This window comes from Macrococcus bovicus (assembly GCF_004359575.1).
GTDB classification, from domain to species: domain Bacteria; phylum Bacillota; class Bacilli; order Staphylococcales; family Staphylococcaceae; genus Macrococcus; species Macrococcus bovicus.
The window spans coordinates 12,802-31,087 of record NZ_SCWF01000008.1 but is presented as its reverse complement, the minus strand read 5'-3'; the positions used below and the strand labels follow the sequence as shown (position 1 = coordinate 31,087).

The 18,286-nt window shown below is 42.2% G+C and carries 19 protein-coding genes, 1 pseudogene and 1 riboswitch; of the genes and pseudogenes, 7 read left to right on the top strand and 13 right to left on the bottom strand.

Going from position 1 to position 18,286, the window contains the following annotated elements; all coding sequences use genetic code 11:
• The 4 genes from ERX55_RS07835 to ERX55_RS07820 all read right to left on the bottom strand — a co-directional run bounded on the left by ERX55_RS07835 (position 1) and on the right by ERX55_RS07820 (position 4,302).
• Complete coding sequence (locus ERX55_RS07835) at positions 1-1,170, bottom strand: M20 family metallopeptidase (RefSeq protein WP_133452022.1); 1,170 nt, start codon at positions 1,168-1,170, stop codon at positions 1-3.
• A 66-nt stretch (positions 1,171-1,236) separates the two neighbouring features.
• Positions 1,237-1,333: riboswitch (SAM riboswitch) on the bottom strand.
• Positions 1,334-1,376: 43 nt separating this feature from the next.
• Positions 1,377-3,038 (bottom strand): sensor histidine kinase, encoded by a 1,662-nt coding sequence (locus ERX55_RS07830; protein ID WP_133452021.1) that lies wholly within the window; start codon positions 3,036-3,038, stop codon positions 1,377-1,379.
• Complete coding sequence (locus ERX55_RS07825) at positions 3,035-3,697, bottom strand: response regulator transcription factor (RefSeq protein WP_133452020.1); 663 nt, start codon at positions 3,695-3,697, stop codon at positions 3,035-3,037. The genes ERX55_RS07830 and ERX55_RS07825 overlap by 4 nt, the downstream gene beginning before the upstream one ends.
• 74 nt (positions 3,698-3,771) lie before the next feature.
• Entirely contained in the window at positions 3,772-4,302 is a 531-nt protein-coding gene (locus ERX55_RS07820; protein ID WP_133452019.1) for a GrpB family protein, read from the bottom strand.
• Positions 4,303-4,459: 157 nt separating this feature from the next.
• Here ERX55_RS07820 and ERX55_RS11660 point away from each other — a divergent pair, with 157 nt between their 5' ends.
• Genes ERX55_RS11660 through ERX55_RS07805 form a run of 3 tightly spaced genes read left to right on the top strand, consistent with a single transcriptional unit; the run spans position 4,460 to position 7,620 of the window.
• Positions 4,460-5,980: a pyridoxal-phosphate dependent enzyme gene (locus ERX55_RS11660; protein WP_133452018.1), complete on the top strand. Its 1,521-nt coding sequence runs from the start codon at positions 4,460-4,462 to the stop codon at positions 5,978-5,980.
• A complete protein-coding gene (locus ERX55_RS07810) occupies positions 5,980-7,134 on the top strand; it encodes a bifunctional cystathionine gamma-lyase/homocysteine desulfhydrase (RefSeq protein ID WP_133452017.1) in 1,155 nt (384 codons plus the stop codon). The genes ERX55_RS11660 and ERX55_RS07810 overlap by 1 nt, the downstream gene beginning before the upstream one ends.
• A gap of 12 nt (positions 7,135-7,146) precedes the next feature.
• Positions 7,147-7,620, top strand: coding sequence for an S-ribosylhomocysteine lyase (locus ERX55_RS07805; RefSeq protein WP_133452016.1), 474 nt, complete (start codon positions 7,147-7,149; stop codon positions 7,618-7,620).
• 36 nt (positions 7,621-7,656) lie between these two features.
• Here ERX55_RS07805 and ERX55_RS07800 read toward each other — a convergent pair whose 3' ends face one another.
• A complete protein-coding gene (locus ERX55_RS07800; RefSeq protein WP_133452015.1) occupies positions 7,657-8,217 on the bottom strand; it encodes a hypothetical protein in 561 nt (186 codons plus the stop codon).
• Between the two features lie 128 nt (positions 8,218-8,345).
• On the opposite strand from ERX55_RS07800, the gene ERX55_RS07795 reads away from it, so the two are divergent.
• On the top strand, positions 8,346-8,618 hold the full coding sequence (locus ERX55_RS07795; protein ID WP_165983751.1) for a hypothetical protein: 273 nt from the start codon (positions 8,346-8,348) through the stop codon (positions 8,616-8,618).
• Between the two features lie 38 nt (positions 8,619-8,656).
• Here ERX55_RS07795 and ERX55_RS07790 read toward each other — a convergent pair whose 3' ends face one another.
• The 5 genes from ERX55_RS07790 to ERX55_RS07770 form a co-directional block, all read right to left on the bottom strand.
• Positions 8,657-9,004, bottom strand: a complete 348-nt coding sequence (locus ERX55_RS07790; protein ID WP_133452013.1) for a DoxX family protein — start codon at positions 9,002-9,004, stop codon at positions 8,657-8,659.
• Complete coding sequence (gene deoB / locus ERX55_RS07785; RefSeq protein WP_133452012.1) at positions 8,997-10,169, bottom strand: phosphopentomutase; 1,173 nt, start codon at positions 10,167-10,169, stop codon at positions 8,997-8,999. Before deoB ends, ERX55_RS07790 begins: the two co-directional genes overlap by 8 nt.
• A 10-nt stretch (positions 10,170-10,179) precedes the next feature.
• Positions 10,180-11,481, bottom strand: a complete 1,302-nt coding sequence (locus tag ERX55_RS07780) for a pyrimidine-nucleoside phosphorylase (protein ID WP_133452011.1) — start codon at positions 11,479-11,481, stop codon at positions 10,180-10,182.
• A 15-nt stretch (positions 11,482-11,496) separates the two neighbouring features.
• Positions 11,497-12,159, bottom strand: a complete 663-nt coding sequence (gene deoC / locus ERX55_RS07775; protein WP_133452010.1) for a deoxyribose-phosphate aldolase — start codon at positions 12,157-12,159, stop codon at positions 11,497-11,499.
• A 95-nt stretch (positions 12,160-12,254) separates the two neighbouring features.
• Positions 12,255-12,719, bottom strand: coding sequence for a Dps family protein (locus ERX55_RS07770; RefSeq protein ID WP_133452009.1), 465 nt, complete (start codon positions 12,717-12,719; stop codon positions 12,255-12,257).
• A gap of 80 nt (positions 12,720-12,799) precedes the next feature.
• Between ERX55_RS07770 and ERX55_RS07765 the strand changes: the two genes are divergently transcribed.
• Complete coding sequence (locus tag ERX55_RS07765) at positions 12,800-13,480, top strand: DUF3169 family protein (RefSeq protein ID WP_133452008.1); 681 nt, start codon at positions 12,800-12,802, stop codon at positions 13,478-13,480.
• A 27-nt stretch (positions 13,481-13,507) separates the two neighbouring features.
• Here ERX55_RS07765 and ERX55_RS07760 read toward each other — a convergent pair whose 3' ends face one another.
• Complete coding sequence (locus ERX55_RS07760; protein ID WP_133452007.1) at positions 13,508-14,440, bottom strand: LCP family glycopolymer transferase; 933 nt, start codon at positions 14,438-14,440, stop codon at positions 13,508-13,510.
• Between the two features lie 102 nt (positions 14,441-14,542).
• Here ERX55_RS07760 and ERX55_RS11450 point away from each other — a divergent pair, with 102 nt between their 5' ends.
• Entirely contained in the window at positions 14,543-14,701 is a 159-nt protein-coding gene (locus ERX55_RS11450; protein WP_165983750.1) for a hypothetical protein, read from the top strand.
• 21 nt (positions 14,702-14,722) lie between these two features.
• On the opposite strand, the gene nhaC is transcribed toward ERX55_RS11450, so the two are convergent.
• Together nhaC and ERX55_RS07750 are read right to left on the bottom strand one after the other, a co-directional pair.
• Positions 14,723-16,144 carry a Na+/H+ antiporter NhaC gene (gene nhaC, locus ERX55_RS07755; protein WP_133452006.1) on the bottom strand — a complete coding sequence of 474 codons (1,422 nt, stop codon included), beginning with the start codon at positions 16,142-16,144 and terminating at the stop codon, positions 14,723-14,725.
• Between the two features lie 98 nt (positions 16,145-16,242).
• Complete coding sequence (locus tag ERX55_RS07750; RefSeq protein ID WP_133452005.1) at positions 16,243-16,614, bottom strand: transcriptional regulator, SarA/Rot family; 372 nt, start codon at positions 16,612-16,614, stop codon at positions 16,243-16,245.
• Positions 16,615-16,842: 228 nt separating this feature from the next.
• Here ERX55_RS07750 and ERX55_RS11685 point away from each other — a divergent pair.
• Positions 16,843-17,946 (top strand): annotated as a pseudogene (locus tag ERX55_RS11685) (IS30 family transposase).
• Positions 17,947-18,286 lie beyond the last annotated feature (340 nt).

Sequence of the window (18,286 nt, the reverse complement as noted above, 5' to 3'; positions counted from 1 at the left end):
TTACTCCTTATGTAGTTGCTTAATTTGATTTAATACTTCAGGCTTAGTAATCAGTTCAACAGCCATTGTCGCCATGATACGTGCACCCTGCAGGAGCGCATGGTCACCGCCCGGACTTGCTGCTGCTTCCCTGAATTCCGGTGTGTGTCCCACCAGTGTAGAAGGCCCCATTTTTAAATGAGGATGAATGGTCGGTATGACATGACTCACATTACCCGTATCAGTTGAACCGAAACCAAAATCATCATGTTCAATCGGTTCATTGTGTTTCTTCGCATGGCGTTCAAATAAATCATCGAGACGGTCATTTAAGATGAATTCATCGACACCATTCTGAATACGGTTCAGTTTAGCCGTTCCGCCTGCCATGCGAGCAGCACCGTGTGCGATTTCTTCTACTTTATCAGTCAGACTATTCAGCTGTTTGCGTGATAAGGCCCGGGTATAGAGCCGAGCTTTCGTGTAATCCGGGATGATGTTCGCACTTGCACCGCCATCCAGAATAACACCATGGACCTTATCACGTGGTTTGATATGCTGTCTCAGCTGAGCGATACCGTTGAAGAAACTGATCATCATATCGAGCGCATTGATGCCGTTGAACGCACTTTCAGAAGCATGTGCACTCTTGCCGAAGAATTCCACTTCAAAGACATCAACTGCGAGTGTAGGGACGGTGCGGTATGATTCATGTCCCGGATGAATCATCAGTGCGACATCACTATCGTCAAAGAGTCCCGCTTTGACATAGCTTGCCTTCGCGCTACCATTGACGCCCCCTTCTTCTGCAGGTGATCCGAATACTTTGATAGTACCCCCTATCTCATCAATCACTGTCTGCAGACTAAGGGCAGCAAGCACACTACTTGTCCCGATAATATTATGGCCACATGCATGACCGAGTTCCGGCAATGCATCGTATTCCGCGAGAAAAGCAATAGTAGGACCTGGTTTTTCACTCTTGTATGTCGCAATGAAACCTGTCGCATGACCTGCAATATCCCGTTCCAGTTGAAAATCATTGTCCTGAAGAAGATTGGATAATTCCGCTGATGCGAAGAACTCTTCATTGCCGAGTTCAGGTCTTGCATGTATTGCATGACTCAGTTCAATTATACTTTCTTTATGCTGATTAATATATTCTAAAATACGCTTTTCATATTGTTCCATCAAAAGACTCCTTTATTTCCGTACACTTAACAAAAGAGACATTCCACGATAAGGAATGTCTCTGCAATCTTATCTGTCAGCTATGCTGGAGGACTTAGCACCTTGCCAAACGGTAGGTTGCTGGATGTCATCGGGCCTATCCCTCGATCCTTCTTGATAAGTATGGAATTATTTAATGATTACTATATAATTTTCTGATTGTTTAGTCAATCATTTAATTCGCGTGGCAGCCTGATCTGGAATTTTGTGCCTGCTATTGAGCTATGGACGCTGATCTGTCCTTGATGATTTTCAACAATCTGCTTAGCAACGGCGAGGCCGAGACCTGAACCTTCGTTATTAGTAGTCGTATTGGTCCCTCTATAATAACGATTGAAAATATAAGGAAGCTCTTCTTGCGGGATACCTTTACCATTGTCGCCGATTTCGATGACAATGTCAGGGTCATCAGCGAATGAATTGATCCACACTTCGATATCCTCGTTATAAGTGAAGGCATTAGACACGATATTCATCAGCACCCGATTCATCCGCTCTTTATCAAGTTTAACAGTCTGGTTCAGCCGGTTGACCGCATACAGGTTCGGATGATCGAAGGAATCAATAAACTGCTGAATATATTCACCTACATTGACCGTTTCTTTATTAAACTCAAGATGATGGTTCTTCAGCTGGTAGGTCATATTCAGGTCTTTTAACAGCGAATCGATATAAAGCGCCTTGTCTTCAATAATTTCAGCAAACTTCTTACGGTCCTCGCAACTGATTTCAAGATCACTGTTCAAGAGTTTACTGTAGCCATAGATCGAACTGAGCGGCGTCTTAAAGTCATGTGTGATACCTGACACCCATTCATCACGGAGCGTTGAAATGCGATTCTGGTAAGTCCGGTCATTATCCAGCTTCTCAGTCAATTCGCGGATGGATTCATCTACAGACGTATACATCCGGTATTTTCTACGCATGCGGTCCCGTCTATAGATATGATGATTATCAGGGACGCGGTAGATGCCTCTGCTCAACTGACTCAGCCAGTCAACAAAATGAATAAGCGGCCGTGCAAAATTCCGGCTCACATAATAGGCGTGTGCCAGTATCAGCCCGAAGATAAGCGATGAATAAATGAGATACCAGAGCAGGAAGTTCAAAGCAAAGGCCATGAGATCTTTATCCATAAAAATGCCGTTCTCTGCCAGAATAATTCGTTTGTCCCGGGCGTTCTGATTTTCTGCTACAAATAAGTAATAGTCATCATCATGCATTGTTTCCTGCAGCACATACTTATTGAAATTATCATTATTCAGATCTTTGAACCAGTTCTCTTCCACATCTTCGGTTTTAAAATTACCGTAGATTTTGACCAGTTGATCTTTTTCCATATTCTGCTTGAAAAGCGACAGATTATGTTCATCCATATAGCGATGAAGCGCCACAGTCTCTTCTAAATCAAATAACTCTGCCGCTTTAACCAAGGGCTGCCGATTGATGAGCACTGCCTGATACCGCTCAGTCAGTGACCACGTCGTGACCCCTTGCAGATAGTACCAGCTAAGCGTATGGATTTTTTCATGATTATTGAAGGACTTGATGATATCGCCGTGACTATTACGTATCAAAAGTATACTGTCCTGCTCTTTCAGCGCTTCAGAGAGCTTTTGATGAATCGTAATATTTTTCTCATCACTGACGTCAATCAGACTTTGGATCGTTTCCGTCGTCTGCGCCTGTAATGTGCCGCTATTCATATTATTGGACGAACGTATCATTAAAATCACAATCAATAGAAGCAGAAGTAAATTGATCAGCACATAGAACAATGAAAAGTAGCCAATGAATTTCCAGGTGAATTTGCGTGCAGTTGTCTTCACTTGTGTGCCACTTTCAAGATGTAACCGACGCTTCTGACAGTCAGAAGTCTGACGGGGTCGCTTGGTACCTCTTCAATTTTTTCACGTAATTTCCTTATATGGACCATCACTGTATTTTCATCGATGAACCGATTGTCCCAGACCGCCTCGTAGATCTCTTCTTTCGTCAGGACTTTATTCTGGTTCTCAAATAAATACTGCATGAGAAGATACTGTTTTCCTGATAAATGATAGACTTTATCCTTCACTGTCAGCTCAGCCGTGCGTTCGTCGAAAAAGAAATCAATCGGCTGCTTCGCTCTCAGATAACGATCGACATTCGCTTTCACCCTTGCAGCAAGAATCAACGGATTAAATGGTTTGGTGATATAATCATCTGCACCGGTGGCAAAACCGGTGAGTTTATCTTCATCTGTGACATTCGCCGATACATATAAAATCGGTGCATCTGACTGATGACGGATGCGCTCTGCCAGGTTGTACCCTTTCCCGTCCGGTAGATTGATATCCAGTATATAAGCATCGTAATGCAGAGACTGCTTATAGGCATCCTGAAGCGTATGCACGAGATCAATAGTCTCATAACCTTCCCGCTGCAGAATAAACTTGATCATCTCAGCAATCTCCACTTCATCTTCTACAATCAATATACTGACCATCCAACCACTCCTTTACGTCTTTATAGCATGTAAGCGCCTACTCTTCAAGGCTTACTCACAATTTTAAGGAAACTTTAAGATAAAGGGTAATGCCTATCATACCAATCCACGGCCTTCATCTCCATTACCTGGACAAAGATATCTTTGCCATTGATATAAGAGGTGATATCAGAAGGATAGAGCTTCGCGAGTTCTGATTTCAAATGACCGTATCGCTCTGCTTCTCCACTAAAAGCCCGGAGATAATCCCTGAAAGCAAGATGACGTTTAATATTCATGTCTCCTTCAGCATAGACATGGAGATGATGGCTACGCATATCCCCACCTTTTTGGAAGTAGCGGCGTCCTGTGATGCCATTTCCACCTTTCGTCTCATAACCGATGGCAATCAGTTGATTATTTAACTTATCCATCTGCTCAATATCCTCTACTACAATCATGATATCGATGACCGGCTTTGCAGCCAGACCAGGCACCGCTGTTGAACCGATATGATGAATCGCCATCAGCTGATTCTTAAAAATGGCTTCTAGTCTCTTTTTTTCTTCTAAATATAGATGCTGCCAGATACTATCATAGGGCATCACTTCCACTCTTCTCATCATTCATTCCCTCCCTCATTGTTCATGCATGTTCAGCTTTCCGTTATTATAATATTTTGTTCGCTTTTTCACAAAGCATTTCATTGTAATCAGTGTGACTTCATGATACTATTAATTCCGACTTAATTGATAGGTTTAATACACTATAGGAGTGAACTAAATGTCACCAGCTTTTATGGATATTTTTGAACAATGGGCGGACAAGTATGATCATGCAGTAGAAGGTCATGACCCTGAATATAGAGATGTATTTACGAACTACCCTTTTATGCTTAGTGAAGCAGCTAAACAAGCAAGAGGTAAAACGATTGAGTTCGGTCCGGGTACAGGCAACTTAACTTTACTGCTGCTGGCTAAAGGCTTGGACGTCACAGCTGTTGAGCCAAGTGAAGAGATGGCTGCTATCGGCCAGGCGAAGACTGGTCTGACATTTGAGCACGGTGATTTCCTTAATTACAAGACGCAGCAAGCAGATACCATCATCAGTTCTTTCGCCTTCCATCACCTGACGAATGAAGAAAAAGAACGTGCTATCAAGAACTATGCAGAGACCTTGACTGATAACGGACAGATTATTATCTTGGATACGGTGTTCAACAGTCCGGAAGAGAAGCAGGATATGATTCGCTATTACGCCGATCTCGGCTATGATAATCTCGTCGCAGACTTGAACCGTGAATACTATCCATTTAAAGATGTCATGAAAAATATCGCCAATAAGCTGGGCTTCACTTACTCAGCCACTCAGCTCAATAAGTTCGCCTATCTGCAAGTCCTCAGAAAAAAGCACTACAAGAAACCTGCTGACCTGATCGGGCAGACCCCCCTCGTTGAACTGACAAACTTTCAGTTACCGCCAGGCGTCCGATTATTCGCTAAACTCGAAATGTACAATTTAGGCGGCTCTGTTAAAGATCGTCTCGGCCAGAACATCATTGAGTCAGCTGTACGACGCGGAGAGGCAGCAGATGAAGTCGTCGAAGCTACAGCCGGCAACACAGGTATCGGGCTTGCCCTTGCCTGCCAGCAGTACGGCTTAAAATTAAAAGTCTTCGTTCCTGAGAAATTCAGTGTCGAGAAGCAGGAGATCATGCGTGCACTCGGAGCAGATATCGTGCATACAGATTCCGCTCTTGGTATGGTAGAAGCAAGAAGACAAGCTCAAGCATATGCTGAAAAAACGGGGGCTTATTATGCCAACCAGTTTGAAACAGAAGACAATCCGGCAAGTTACTCAGGCCTTTACAACGAACTGATTGATGAACTAGGGACAATTGATATGATGGTCGCAGGAGCTGGGAGTGCCGGTACTTTCACAGGACTTGCTGAACGCCTGAAGCCTTATACGCGTACCGTTATCGTTGAACCAGAAGGCTCCATCTTGAATGGCGGGCCAAGCGGTTCACATCGAACTGAAGGCATCGGGGTAGAAGTGTGGCCGGACTTCCTGAAACATGACTTGATTGACGCCATCGAAACCATTTCTGATGATGAGGCTTTCCAGATGGTCAAAGACCTCGCACAAAAAGAAGGCTTACTTGTCGGCAGCTCATCCGGTGCAGCAATGGTCGCCGCTCTTAATCAGGCAGAATACGTAAAAGGCAACATTGTCGTCATCTTCCCTGACGCAAGTGATCGCTATATTTCACAGCAAATCTTTAAAACAAAAGGAGAATTATAATGCAGAAAAAAACAATGATGATTCACGGCGGCAAAACGGTCGATGAATTTACAGGTTCAGTCAACACCCCTATCTATCAGACAAGCACCTATAAACAAGATGGTATCGGTAATCTCCGCCAGGGCTACGAATACTCACGTACAAAAAACCCGACACGTACAGCACTTGAAACGTTAATCGCTGATATTGAACACGGGACGCACGGTTTTGCTTTCGGCTCAGGCATGGCAGCTGTTTCTACTGCTATCATGCTGCTCAATGCAGGCGATCATATTGTTGTCGGTTCAGACGTTTACGGGGGTACATACCGTGTCTTCACTAAGGTGTTTGACCGCATTGGTATCGAATCTACTTTTGTTGATACAACTGACGCAGAAGCCGTTAAAGCTGCGATTACAGACAGAACAAAAATGCTGTATATTGAAACCCCGACAAATCCTCTGCTGAATGTCACTGATATCGCAGAGATGGCAGCAATCGCCAAAGAGAACAACTTAATCTCAGTTGTTGATAATACGTTCATGACACCTTACTTCCAGAATCCACTTGATCTAGGGGCAGATATCGTTCTCCACTCCGCAACTAAATATATCGGTGGTCACAGTGATGTGGTTGCAGGTTTACTCGTCACTAAAGACGATCAGATTGCCGAGGACTTAGGTTTCATCCAGAACTCTGTCGGCGGCATCTTAGGACCACAGGACAGCTTCCTTCTTGTCCGCGGCATTAAGACCCTGGCACTGCGAATGGAACAGACTGAAAAAACGACAATGCAGCTGGTTGACTATTTAGTGAATAACGATACAGTGACTAAAGTCTTCCATCCAAGCTTACTTGAAGGGAAACAACTGGAAGCACAGAAACGCCAGTCATCTGGTTTTGGCGGCATGATTTCATTTGATGTCGGTTCTAAAGAACGTGCTGAAGCCCTTGTGAAGTCACTGAAATACTTTACACTTGCTGAATCACTTGGCGCGGTTGAAAGCCTGATTTCTGTTCCGAGTCAGATGACACATGCTTCTATCCCACGTGAGCGACGTCTAGAACTAGGGATTACAGATGGCTTAGTTCGTATCTCAGTGGGTATTGAAGATAGTGCAGATTTACTTGAAGACTTGCAGAATGGCTTCAAAGCCATCGAATCCATCAAATAAGGAGAGAATCTCATGCAAAAAATGAACGTAGAAAGTTTCAACCTGGATCATACAAAAGTTGTAGCACCTTTTGTCCGTTTAGCAGGCATCAAAGAAGGCCAGAACGGGGATGTCATCCACAAATATGACATCCGCTTCAAACAACCGAATAAAGATCACATGGAAATGCCGGCACTCCACTCTCTGGAGCACTTAATGGCTGAAAATATCCGTAATCATACGGATAAAGTTGTTGATATTTCACCGATGGGCTGTCAGACAGGCTTCTACTTAAGCTTAATCAACCATGATAATTATGATGATGTACTCGCTATCCTTGAGAAAACATTGAATGATGTCAAAAATGCGACAGAAGTACCTGCCTGCAACGAAGTACAGTGCGGCTGGGCAGCCAGCCACTCATTAGAAGGTGCGCAGCAGTTAGCAGAAGAAATGCTCGCGAAAAAAGAAGAGTGGAAAGTGATCTACCAGAACGATGCCGAATAAATAGGAACAGCCTCTGAAAATTCAGAGGCTGTTTTTTTAATATCTGATTATATTCGCTGCATTATAGACATCAGGGAAGTCATTCAGCACATTGTCTTTGTCATCAAGAATGGTCATCTGTATTTTATCCGCTACATCAATCGCTTCGATTTCCTCAATAGTTGTTTCCGGTTTTGCTTCAAACTGGAAGGTCACTGTATAGTCTGCGCGGTCACTTCCAGCTGTTACCTCTTCCCCTTTAATGACTCTAGCAGATTCCTGGAAGAGTAACTGATATTTCTCAGGTAATATGAGTTTGAAATAGTAATGCGGACGATTGTTAATCAGGTAATCGATCAAGACTTGATTGATATGATAATCCACATGGACAGTTAAAGCGGTCTCAGCTGCATCCAGTCGTACATTTTTAATCATAAAGTGTGGCATATAGAATTCATGACCTATTGTTTTGTTGAATATCTTCACATCATCTGTTCCTTTTTGTTGTGATTTATTTTTTAATAATGCGTAGCCAACAGATACAGCACCGATTGCAAGTCCTGCAACCAGCGGTAGATTAGATTTCTTCTTAGGTTCATAGTGATAAGGACAGCCCATTATGATTCCTCTTTTCATTTTTCTTTTACTATACCCCTTTCTTCTCCATCCATTCATACATTCATTTACAAAACCTTCATATGCGTTTAATAATCAGATGCTATGATTGTGGCAATGGAGTTGATGATATGTTCAATCAGAATGAGCGAATGACTTTAATGAAAAAATATGGTAAGGACGAAGCTGTGGAGCTTTATAACAGCTATAAACAGATGATCAGCAGCGCTTCAATTCGTGACTATAAGCAATCATTAAAATCTTATCTGTCAGATGAATCTTCGCCGCTGGATGACGCAATCGCCTTTCTTGATTACTGCTACGCCTTTAAGAAGAGCAACTATGAGGTGATAGCAGACTGGCTCTATACCTTACGTGCCATCCAGATGCAGTTGGAAAAATAAAAAGTAGAAGCTGAAAATCAGTCTTCTACTTTTTGCGTTTATAGTTTATCCATTTCTTTGATTAACAGCCACTGCAGAGGCAGTCGCCCCCAAAGTGCGGCCGGAGAAAGCTGCTTATCTCCTATGCCTATCTTCTTCATCGCCATATATACATTGGCCGGGAAGACGGCAATGAGGAACAGTTTGAGGATGGCTTTAAATAATGACCCCGGCTTTCTTAAGATCATTCCTAGACCGAAGAAAATTTCCATCACACCTGTTAGATAAACAATCTCCTTTTTTAAGGGAATCTTCGGCGGCACTATTTTAGTGAATGATGGCTCATGCACAAAATGCAGAACCCCTGCTGTCGTATAGGCTAGTCCATAGATTAAGCGTCTAATCATGCAGTTCACCTAGGTAACTTTGGCCGAACTTCGGTAATGCGACCCCAAAATTATCAGCAACCGTTGCTCCAATTGAGGCAAATGTTGTATGGCCCTCCAGTTCATGTCCTTTCTTGAACTGCGGACTGTACATCAGGAGTGGAACATATTCACGTGTATGGTCTGTTCCCGGTGCTGTTGGGTCATTACCATGATCAGCAGTGATAATCAGTAGATCATCCTGACGAAGTTGAGGCAGCAGCTCGCCTAATCGCTCGTCGAATTCCTTAATGGCATTGGCATAGCCCTCTTTATTACGACGATGACCGAAAAGTGCATCGAAATCAACTAGATTAAGGAAACTGAGTCCTTCAAAGTCTTTTCTGACCACCTTCATCAGCTGATCCATGCCATCCATATTGTCTTTCGTCCGAATTGCTTCAGTCACCCCTTCACCATCGTAAATATCATTGATTTTACCGATGGCAATCACATCTTTGCCGGCATCTTTCAGCTCATTCATCACAGTGCGGTCAAATGGTTTAAGCGCATAGTCATGACGATTGGACGTACGGGTAAAATTGCCCGGCTCACCTACATATGGACGGGCGATGATACGACCGATCAAGTATTTAGGATCTTTTGTCAGTTCCCGTACTTTCTCACAAATATCGTACAGCTCTTCAAGCGGAATGATTTCTTCATGCGCTGCAATCTGCAGCACGGGATCAGCAGATGTATAGACGATTAAGTCGCCTGTCTTCATCTGATGTTCACCATACTCATCGATGATAGCTGTACCAGATGCCGGTTTATTCGCGACAACTTTACGGCCGGACAGCTTTTCGATTTCCTGTACTAATTCATCAGGAAATCCGTCCGGGTAGACTTTGAATGGTTGATCGATATTCAGACCCATAATCTCCCAGTGTCCCGTCATCGTATCTTTGCCGACAGATGCCTCGCTGAGTTTCGTGTAGAAAGCAGCCGGTTCATTTACTGGTTTGACAACAGGAAGCTCGGCAATATTACCCAGTCCCAGTTTCTCGAGATTCGGCAGTTCACCTTCAAATCCTTCAAGTGTATGAGATAATGTATGGCTGCCTGTATCGCCGAATTTATCGGCATCCGGTGCTTCCCCGATACCTACGGAATCCATAACGATTAAGTGGATACGTTTAAACATGTGATTCCTCCTATTCTGTGATGATTGTATGAATCAGCTTCGGTGCTTCAGCCTGTTCAGCAATCTCAATATTCGCATAGATTTTCTCTTTAACGTCTTCAACATCTTCACGGTTTGAGTAGATAGTTACGAGTGATTCGCCTTCTTCTACTTTGTCACCGACTTTTTTCCGGAGCATGAGACCGACAGCCAGATCAATTGTATCTTCTTTAGTTGCACGTCCTGCGCCAAGAAGCATGGAGGCAATCCCTATTTCATCCGCCACTATTCTGCTGACAAAACCTGATTGCTTCGCTGGTACTTCGATTTCATAGGCTGCTTGCGGCAATAATGACACATCGTCTACCACATCGCCATTACCGCCCTGATTTTCAAGGAAAGTACGGAACTTCTCAAGCGCCTTACCGTTATCAATGACTTCCTGCAGTTTGGCACGCGCTTCATCAAGTGTCTCTGCACCGCCCCCTAACACAACCATCTGACTGCCTAATGTCAGTACAAGTTCATTAAGATCGTCCGGACCTTGTCCTTTCAATGTTTCAATTGCTTCCTTGACTTCAAGCGCATTACCAATCCCATAACCAAGCGGCTGGCTCATATCAGAGATAATCGCCATCGTACGACGACCGACATTATTACCGATTTTAACCATGGCGTGTGCTAACTTTTCGGCAGCTTCATCTGTTTTCATGAATGCGCCTGCACCTGTCTTAACATCAAGAACGATGGCATCAGAACCCGCTGCTATCTTCTTGCTCATGATGCTGGAAGCAATAAGTGGGATGCTGTTGACTGTACCTGTTACATCACGGAGTGCGTAGAGTTTTTTATCGGCTGGTGTCAGATTGCCTGTTTGCCCGATAACTGCAATCTTATCTTCATTGACGAGACGGACGAACTCTTCATCAGAGATTTCAACATGGAAGCCTTCAACTGCTTCCAGCTTATCGATTGTGCCGCCTGTGTGACCAAGTCCACGGCCGCTCATCTTCGCAACAGGAATATCCAGCGCTGCGACTAATGGTGCGAGTACAAGCGTTGTCGTATCACCGACACCACCCGTTGAGTGCTTATCGACTTTGATACCTTCTATCTTGCTCAAGTTGATCTGATCACCACTTTCAACCATAGCCATCGTTAAATCCGCACGTTCCTGGTCATCCATGTCCTGGAAGTAAATGGCCATTGCAAGACTGGAGGCCTGGTAATCAGGAATGTCACCTGCGGTATAGCCCTTAATAAAGAAGTCGATTTCTTCAGTCGTCAATTTACCGCCATCACGTTTTTTCGCAATAATATCAACCATTCTCATGACTGAATCCCCCTTTTAGTAGTCTTGACTGGACTGCTGCCCATTCAGAATATCGACACCCGCACTTGCACCAATACGTGTTGCACCTGCTTCAATCATACCGTTCACATCTTCTAAAGAACGTACACCACCAGAAGCTTTGACACCCATATCAGGACCCACTGTTTCACGCATTAATCTGACATCTGCAACCGTTGCGCCGCCAGTAGAAAATCCTGTAGAAGTTTTGACGAATGTCGCTCCTGCTTTTTTTGCAAGTTCAGATGCACGTTGTTTTTCGTCGTCTGTTAGAAGACTTGTCTCAATAATCACTTTTGTTGTCACACCTGCCGCAGCGTCCACTACAGCTTTGATATCTTCATAGACTAAATCATCATTCCCATCCTTCAGGGCGCCGATATTAATAACCATGTCTACTTCGCCTGCACCATTTTCGATGGCATCCTTCGTTTCAAATGCTTTCACTGCTGAAGTTGTCGCGCCTAAAGGGAAACCGATGACTGTACAGACTAATACATCCGTCCCTTTCAGCTGTTCAGCACAATGTTTAACATGTGTGGGATTGACACATACACTCATAAAGTTGTATTCCTTTGCTTCTGCGACAAGTTTATTGATTTGATCAGTTGTTGCATCCGCCTTCAATAAAGTGTGATCGATGTATTTCGCTAATTCCATGTTAAATTCCTCCTATATATTAGTTAATTTCATTATAGCATTTCATCAGCTTTAAACAAAAAAAAGCATGCGGCTAAGCCGCATGCAATCTATTGTTAACCTAGATAAGATTTAAACATCCAGTTATGTTTTTCAAGTTCCGTAATCATGCTGAGGAACATGTCCGCAGTCATTTCATCACCTGCAGCTTCAGCCGTCTCCTGACCTTCTTTCAACTGCTCAATCAGTTTGTCAAAGTCTTTGGACAAATCAGCAACCATATCTTCAGCTGTTAAATCCTTCTTCGCTTCTTTGACGACAGATAATTCCAGAGATTCCTTTAAGGTTGCGACAGGGTTACCGCCAATAGCTAGAATGCGTTCTGCCAGCTCATCGATATAAGTGCCTGCTTGTGTATAAAGCTCTTCGAATTTGGTATGAAGCGCGAAAAAGTTAGGACCTTTCACATACCAGTGGTAATTATGAATCTTAGTATAAAGAACAGTCCAGTCAGCCACTTGCTGATTCAATGCTGCCACTACTTGATTATCTTGTGTCTGAGCTTTCTTAGCTTTAGCCATGTTTATCATCCTCCATATTTATCGTTATTATAACTTTACCCGTTTTTATTGGGTATAATACATAAAAAAAGGAGTATTCTATGACAAGAAAACTATTTTTCCCTATCATCTGCGTCATCAGTGCAGCTATTCTGATTTTTACGATGCATTTCTGGAAAATTCCGGCTAATGATGCGCTGCACTCTGATACATTTGTCATCGCTCTCATTGTGATGGCGGTCATAGCCGGGCTCATCGGTTATCTTTACAGTGTTGCTGCATATAAGGTGGATAATGACCCAACGCTTGAACATAACGAACAGGACCGTCAGTCATTCAAGAAGTTCTCATTGATGAACATTGCCATGATTATCTCATTCTATGTGGCACTTGCCTCACTTCTCATGGTTGCACTCAATCAAGTGTCATTATGGCTCAGCATTGTCAGCATCGTTGTATTCATCCTTATCAGCCTCCTGCGCTATTATGGCTACGGCCTGATCAATAAACTTTATCCGGAGCGTGAGCTGCCGAATAACTTTGACAGTGAATTTGATGACAAATTAATCGAAACATTGAATAAAGAAGAAATGATTGTGATTTTTACCGGTCTTTATAACGCATTCAAATTGACGAATATCCTGTTGCCTGCTTCCATGCTGCTTCTTACTTTATACGGTCTTGAAACAGGACAGCCGCAGCACTTCGCCATAATCATCATTCTTTTATGTGCCGTTGCTATTAATATTATCTACCAGCTGACCGTGCGTAAAATAATATAAAGAAGGGACTCGATATGAGTCCCTTCTTTATTTAAGATTCTCTTTATAAACATCTGAAATCTGCTGCTTTTTATTCTCATCGGCAAGGAAATACCAGAGGCCATCGTCCATAATCTGTCCTGTACCTTCAAGCTGATATTTCTCTACATTGTTTAACGTCTTAGAATAACCTGATTGCAGTGAAGTTAAATCAGAGAATGTCATATCAGTGATGACGTTTTTCGAAGCTGTTTTTAAGATGCCATCAAAATTAGTTACAGATTCTGCGGAGAGTAACTTATGTGCTAAACCTTGGATAACAATCTGCTGACGTTCCTGCCGTCCGAAATCATTCCCAGCACCATCTTCTTTACGGCTTCTGATGAAGACCATTGCCTTCTCTCCGTCCAGATGAACGGACTGACCTTTGACGAAATTCTGACCGTGCGCTGTGAATGTTGCATTGCTGACTACATCCACCCCACCCACTGTATCAATTAATTCCTGCAGACCATCCATATTGACAGCTGCATAGTAATCAATAGGTACATTCATCAATTTTTCAATAGAATCAACTGCCATTTTGGCACCGCCATATGCATAAGCATGCGCGATTTTCTCCCTTGTATTATGTCCGACTATCTCGCTATATGTATCACGAGGGATGGAGACCATAACGGTCTTCTTGTTATCAGGATTAATACTGAGAAGAATAATAGTATCTGTACGACCGTGATCTCCTTCAGCCAGACGTGTAGCGTTCGAATCTACACCAAATAACGCCACTGATACCGCATCTTTATTTTCAATATCGACAGCTTTATTCCTTAACTCAGATTTCTCACGCCCCGCAATCGGTTCATGAATTGAATCCGCCGTCCCTTTCACCTTAAAATACGCATACCCTAATAAGCCCCCCGCAACTAAAAGCACGACAAGCGCAATGCCCACCAGCCAGCTGAAACACCCTTTTTTCTTCATTTATCCACCTCTTCTAATTTCCACAACTTTTTCATTTATACTGTATCATAATACAATGAAAATTTATAGAACGGGTATAATTAGTGAAAAGGAGTGACTATTATGGAACATATGACTTCAGATGAAATTGCACATTTAACGCAAGCTACTTCTATGGTAAAAAAAGAGGAATGTCCTCATAAACGGATAGTCGATCAGCAGGGCATCTATATTTGCCTGGACTGCGGGATGGAATCCCGGCAATTACAAGATTTCAAATAAAAAAGATACGGCGAACCGTATCTATCCTAAAGATTTTTCACTATAGTAAACTTTTTCTGTATCTGTCATCTTCACTATTTTAAATCCGATAAAACCGAAGAAAATCGAAATAAATGGAATGACGTAATTCAGTACTGCGTATGGTCCATACTCATAAGCTTGTACACCTAATGTTGTGAGTATAAAGACCCCGCAAGTATTCCATGGGACAAAGACACTTGTCAGCGTCCCACCATCTTCCAGTGCGCGAGACAAGTTTTTAGGATGCAACCCTCTATCAATATAAGCTTTAATATACATTCGGCTTGGTACTACAATACTGATGTACTGTTCTGAACATGTCACATTTGTCGCAAAACAACTTGCTACTGTAGCTGCTACTAAACTGCCTGTGTTCCGGGCGAATCTAAGAATAATATTAATGATGACTGTCAGCATGCCGCTGTATTCCAAAATGCCGCCGAACGTCATGGCCACAATAGTCATCGATATCGTGAAGAACATCGATTCAAGTCCACCTTTATTGAATAGCCCAGTTAAGAATTTATCTTGAGAATCAATGACGTATCCAGACTGCAAAGTCGTAGCCGCCTGTAGAATCGAATCTCCCTGAACAAGAACCTGGGCCCCAAATCCTAACAGTATCCCTACCACTAAAGCAGGCACAGCCGGAACTTTGACTGCGACTAAAATAATAACAATTATCGGAATAAGTAACAGCCACGGTGATAAGACAAATTGATTTTCCATACCCGTATTAATTGAATTAATTTTTTCCACATCCAGATGAGCACCACTGAACTGTCGTCCAATAAAGTAATAGGCAATCAGCGCAATAACCAGTCCTGGAATCGTTGTATAAAACATATGTTTAATATGATCAAATAAATCCGTCCCCGTCAGACCTGCAGCTAGGTTTGTTGTATCAGATAACGGACTCATCTTATCCCCAAAATAAGAACCTGAAATAACAGCACCGGCAATCATGCCTGGCGGAATATCAATACTTAGTCCAATTCCCATACCTGCTACACCGACTGTCGCCATCGTTGACCAAGATGATCCGATAGCTAGAGCGACGATACCGCAGATAATACAGATGGTCATCAGAAACATAGAAGGCGAAATAACCTTAAGACCGTAATAAATCATTGTTGCCACAACGCCGCCACCAATCCAGGCCCCAATAACCAGACCGACCAAAATAATGATGATAATTGCAGGTAAAGCCAATTTAATCCCTTTATACATCATCTCTTCAACTTCTTCCCAGCTAAAACCATGATAATAGGCAACAAGTGCCGCAATAGTTGTACCTATCATGAGCGGTATATGCGGTGCAAGTTCTAGGAAATAAACTGCACCGAACATACTGACAATCATGAAGAGAAGTGGAAGTAACGCCCACCCAATAGTGATTTCTCTTCTTTGCTTGTTCTCCATTAAAACACCCCTTTATGTAATCGCTTTCAATTACATTTTAATGGAGTGTATCAGGAATTACTATACTAAAAATAACACTTTAATACTAAGTGCCTATATTAAAGATTGTAACCTAAATTAATTTTTTTTACTTTATCACTGAACTGCTCAATCACACGTTCTACTTGCTCTCGGCTCGACTCTCTGATTAAAAGTTGTACTGTACGTTCATCTTTGGGCAAACGTTTCTTATCTATAAGTTTAAGATTATATAGGTTCCTAACCGACTTATTAATTTGATTAGCTTTAATCAACTCATCATTGACAATCGTTCTAAGCTGTATTTTACGATGTTTATAGACGATAAGAAGAAGTTCAATATCGTATAAATTCAAATTATAGTTAGAAAGAAATTCATTTAATATTTCCCTCGTTTTATTAACTCCCTCAAAAAAATCAAATGCAATCTGTGTCGACTCTTTTACCGTCAAAAGACTTCCCTACTTTCATATATCATTGAACAAAGACATATATAAGTGTTACTCATATATTTTAAACTAAAAATGTATTTAAGGCGAATGTTTTTTTAATGGCAGGTTTTATAATCAAGTGAGCCACCTGAGGAGGAAATAAATCAAATGATTCCATAAAAAAATACGCTATAATGAATCCATGTTAATATTGTAGTTCTCACATAAACAATAAAGGATTGAATTCGCATGACGCATATCAATGGTATAACGAAAACGCCAAAGGGCAAACAGCTTTCCAGAGATGAACGAATCATTATCCAGTCTCTGCTTAATGAGAACTACTCCAACAGGCAGAACGCTAGAAAACTCGGCAGAGCGCCACAGACTATCAATAATGAGGTAAAACGGGGTTCTTACACGAGGAAGAATCAGCAGGTACAGAACAATAAGACCTATACCTACTATCAATCAGTCTACTCACCCGATCTGGCACTGGACAGATATTATGAAAATCGTATCAGATCAGGACGACGTCCTCTTGCCATCACAGGCAATCCTTTTGTTGAATGGGCAGATGAACTGATGATACATCAGGGTTTATCACCTGCCGCTGTCATTATGAAGGCTAAAGCGTCCAGACAATTCGCTGAGGAATTGATACCCTGTGTGAAGACGCTCTACAACTGGATCGATCAGAAACTGATAAGGACAAGGAATATCAATCTCCTGATGAAGCTCAGACTTAAACCCAGAAAGCCGAAAGGCTTTACCAGGATCAACAGGAAAGTGCTGGGCGAATCTATTGAATTCCGTCCTGAAGTCGTTGATGCACATACTACCTTCGGTCACTGAGAGATAGATACAGTGATCGGTCAAAAGACAGAGAAGGACCAAGTGCTTCTTATTCTGGTTGAAAGCAAGAGCCGTTACGAAATCGTCATGAAGATTGATGGCAAGCAAAGACAACACGTTGATAAAGCAGCAAGTGAGCTGATTGAAGAAATCGGAGCTTCCTTTCCTAGAGTATTTAAATCCATCACTTCAGACAACGGCTCTGAATTCAGCGGACTTTCTGAATGTCTTAAGGGAATCACTGATGTGTACTTCACACACCCTTATTCTTCCTGGGAACGAGGTACAAAAGAAAATCAGCACAGGTTTATCCGCCGTCATATATCTAAAGGTAAGCCTATTTCAACAGTGACTGATCATCTTGTCCATAAGATTCAGGAATGAATGAACAACTATCCAAGGAAAATATTAAACGGCCGGTCAGCCCTCGAAGTATTCCTGAAGGAATTAATTAAAGAGAACATACTCAGTGAATCCCTAGGATTCTATATGAACTAGATTTGTCAGAGTGGCTAACTTGTAATTTCAATTTGCGTGTGATTCCTGACCGTGACATTAAAGTCATATAAAAGATAGTCTTCATAGCATTTTATTTGGAGGGATTTAGTTAATTTCCACTTATTTAATCAGCCTAGGAGCCTTGCTTGTGCACATTGAATATTATTAATATTACATTATCCAGTATGTAATAGAATCATCATTACTATAACTTATTCATAGCTTACTTTAAGCTTGAACTCCAAATTTTATTGGGCCAAATTAAAACACCCCGAAAGCTAGACCTAATGTCTAGCTTTCGGCGTGCACTACACTAATAAGGATTCTTTATCAATATTAT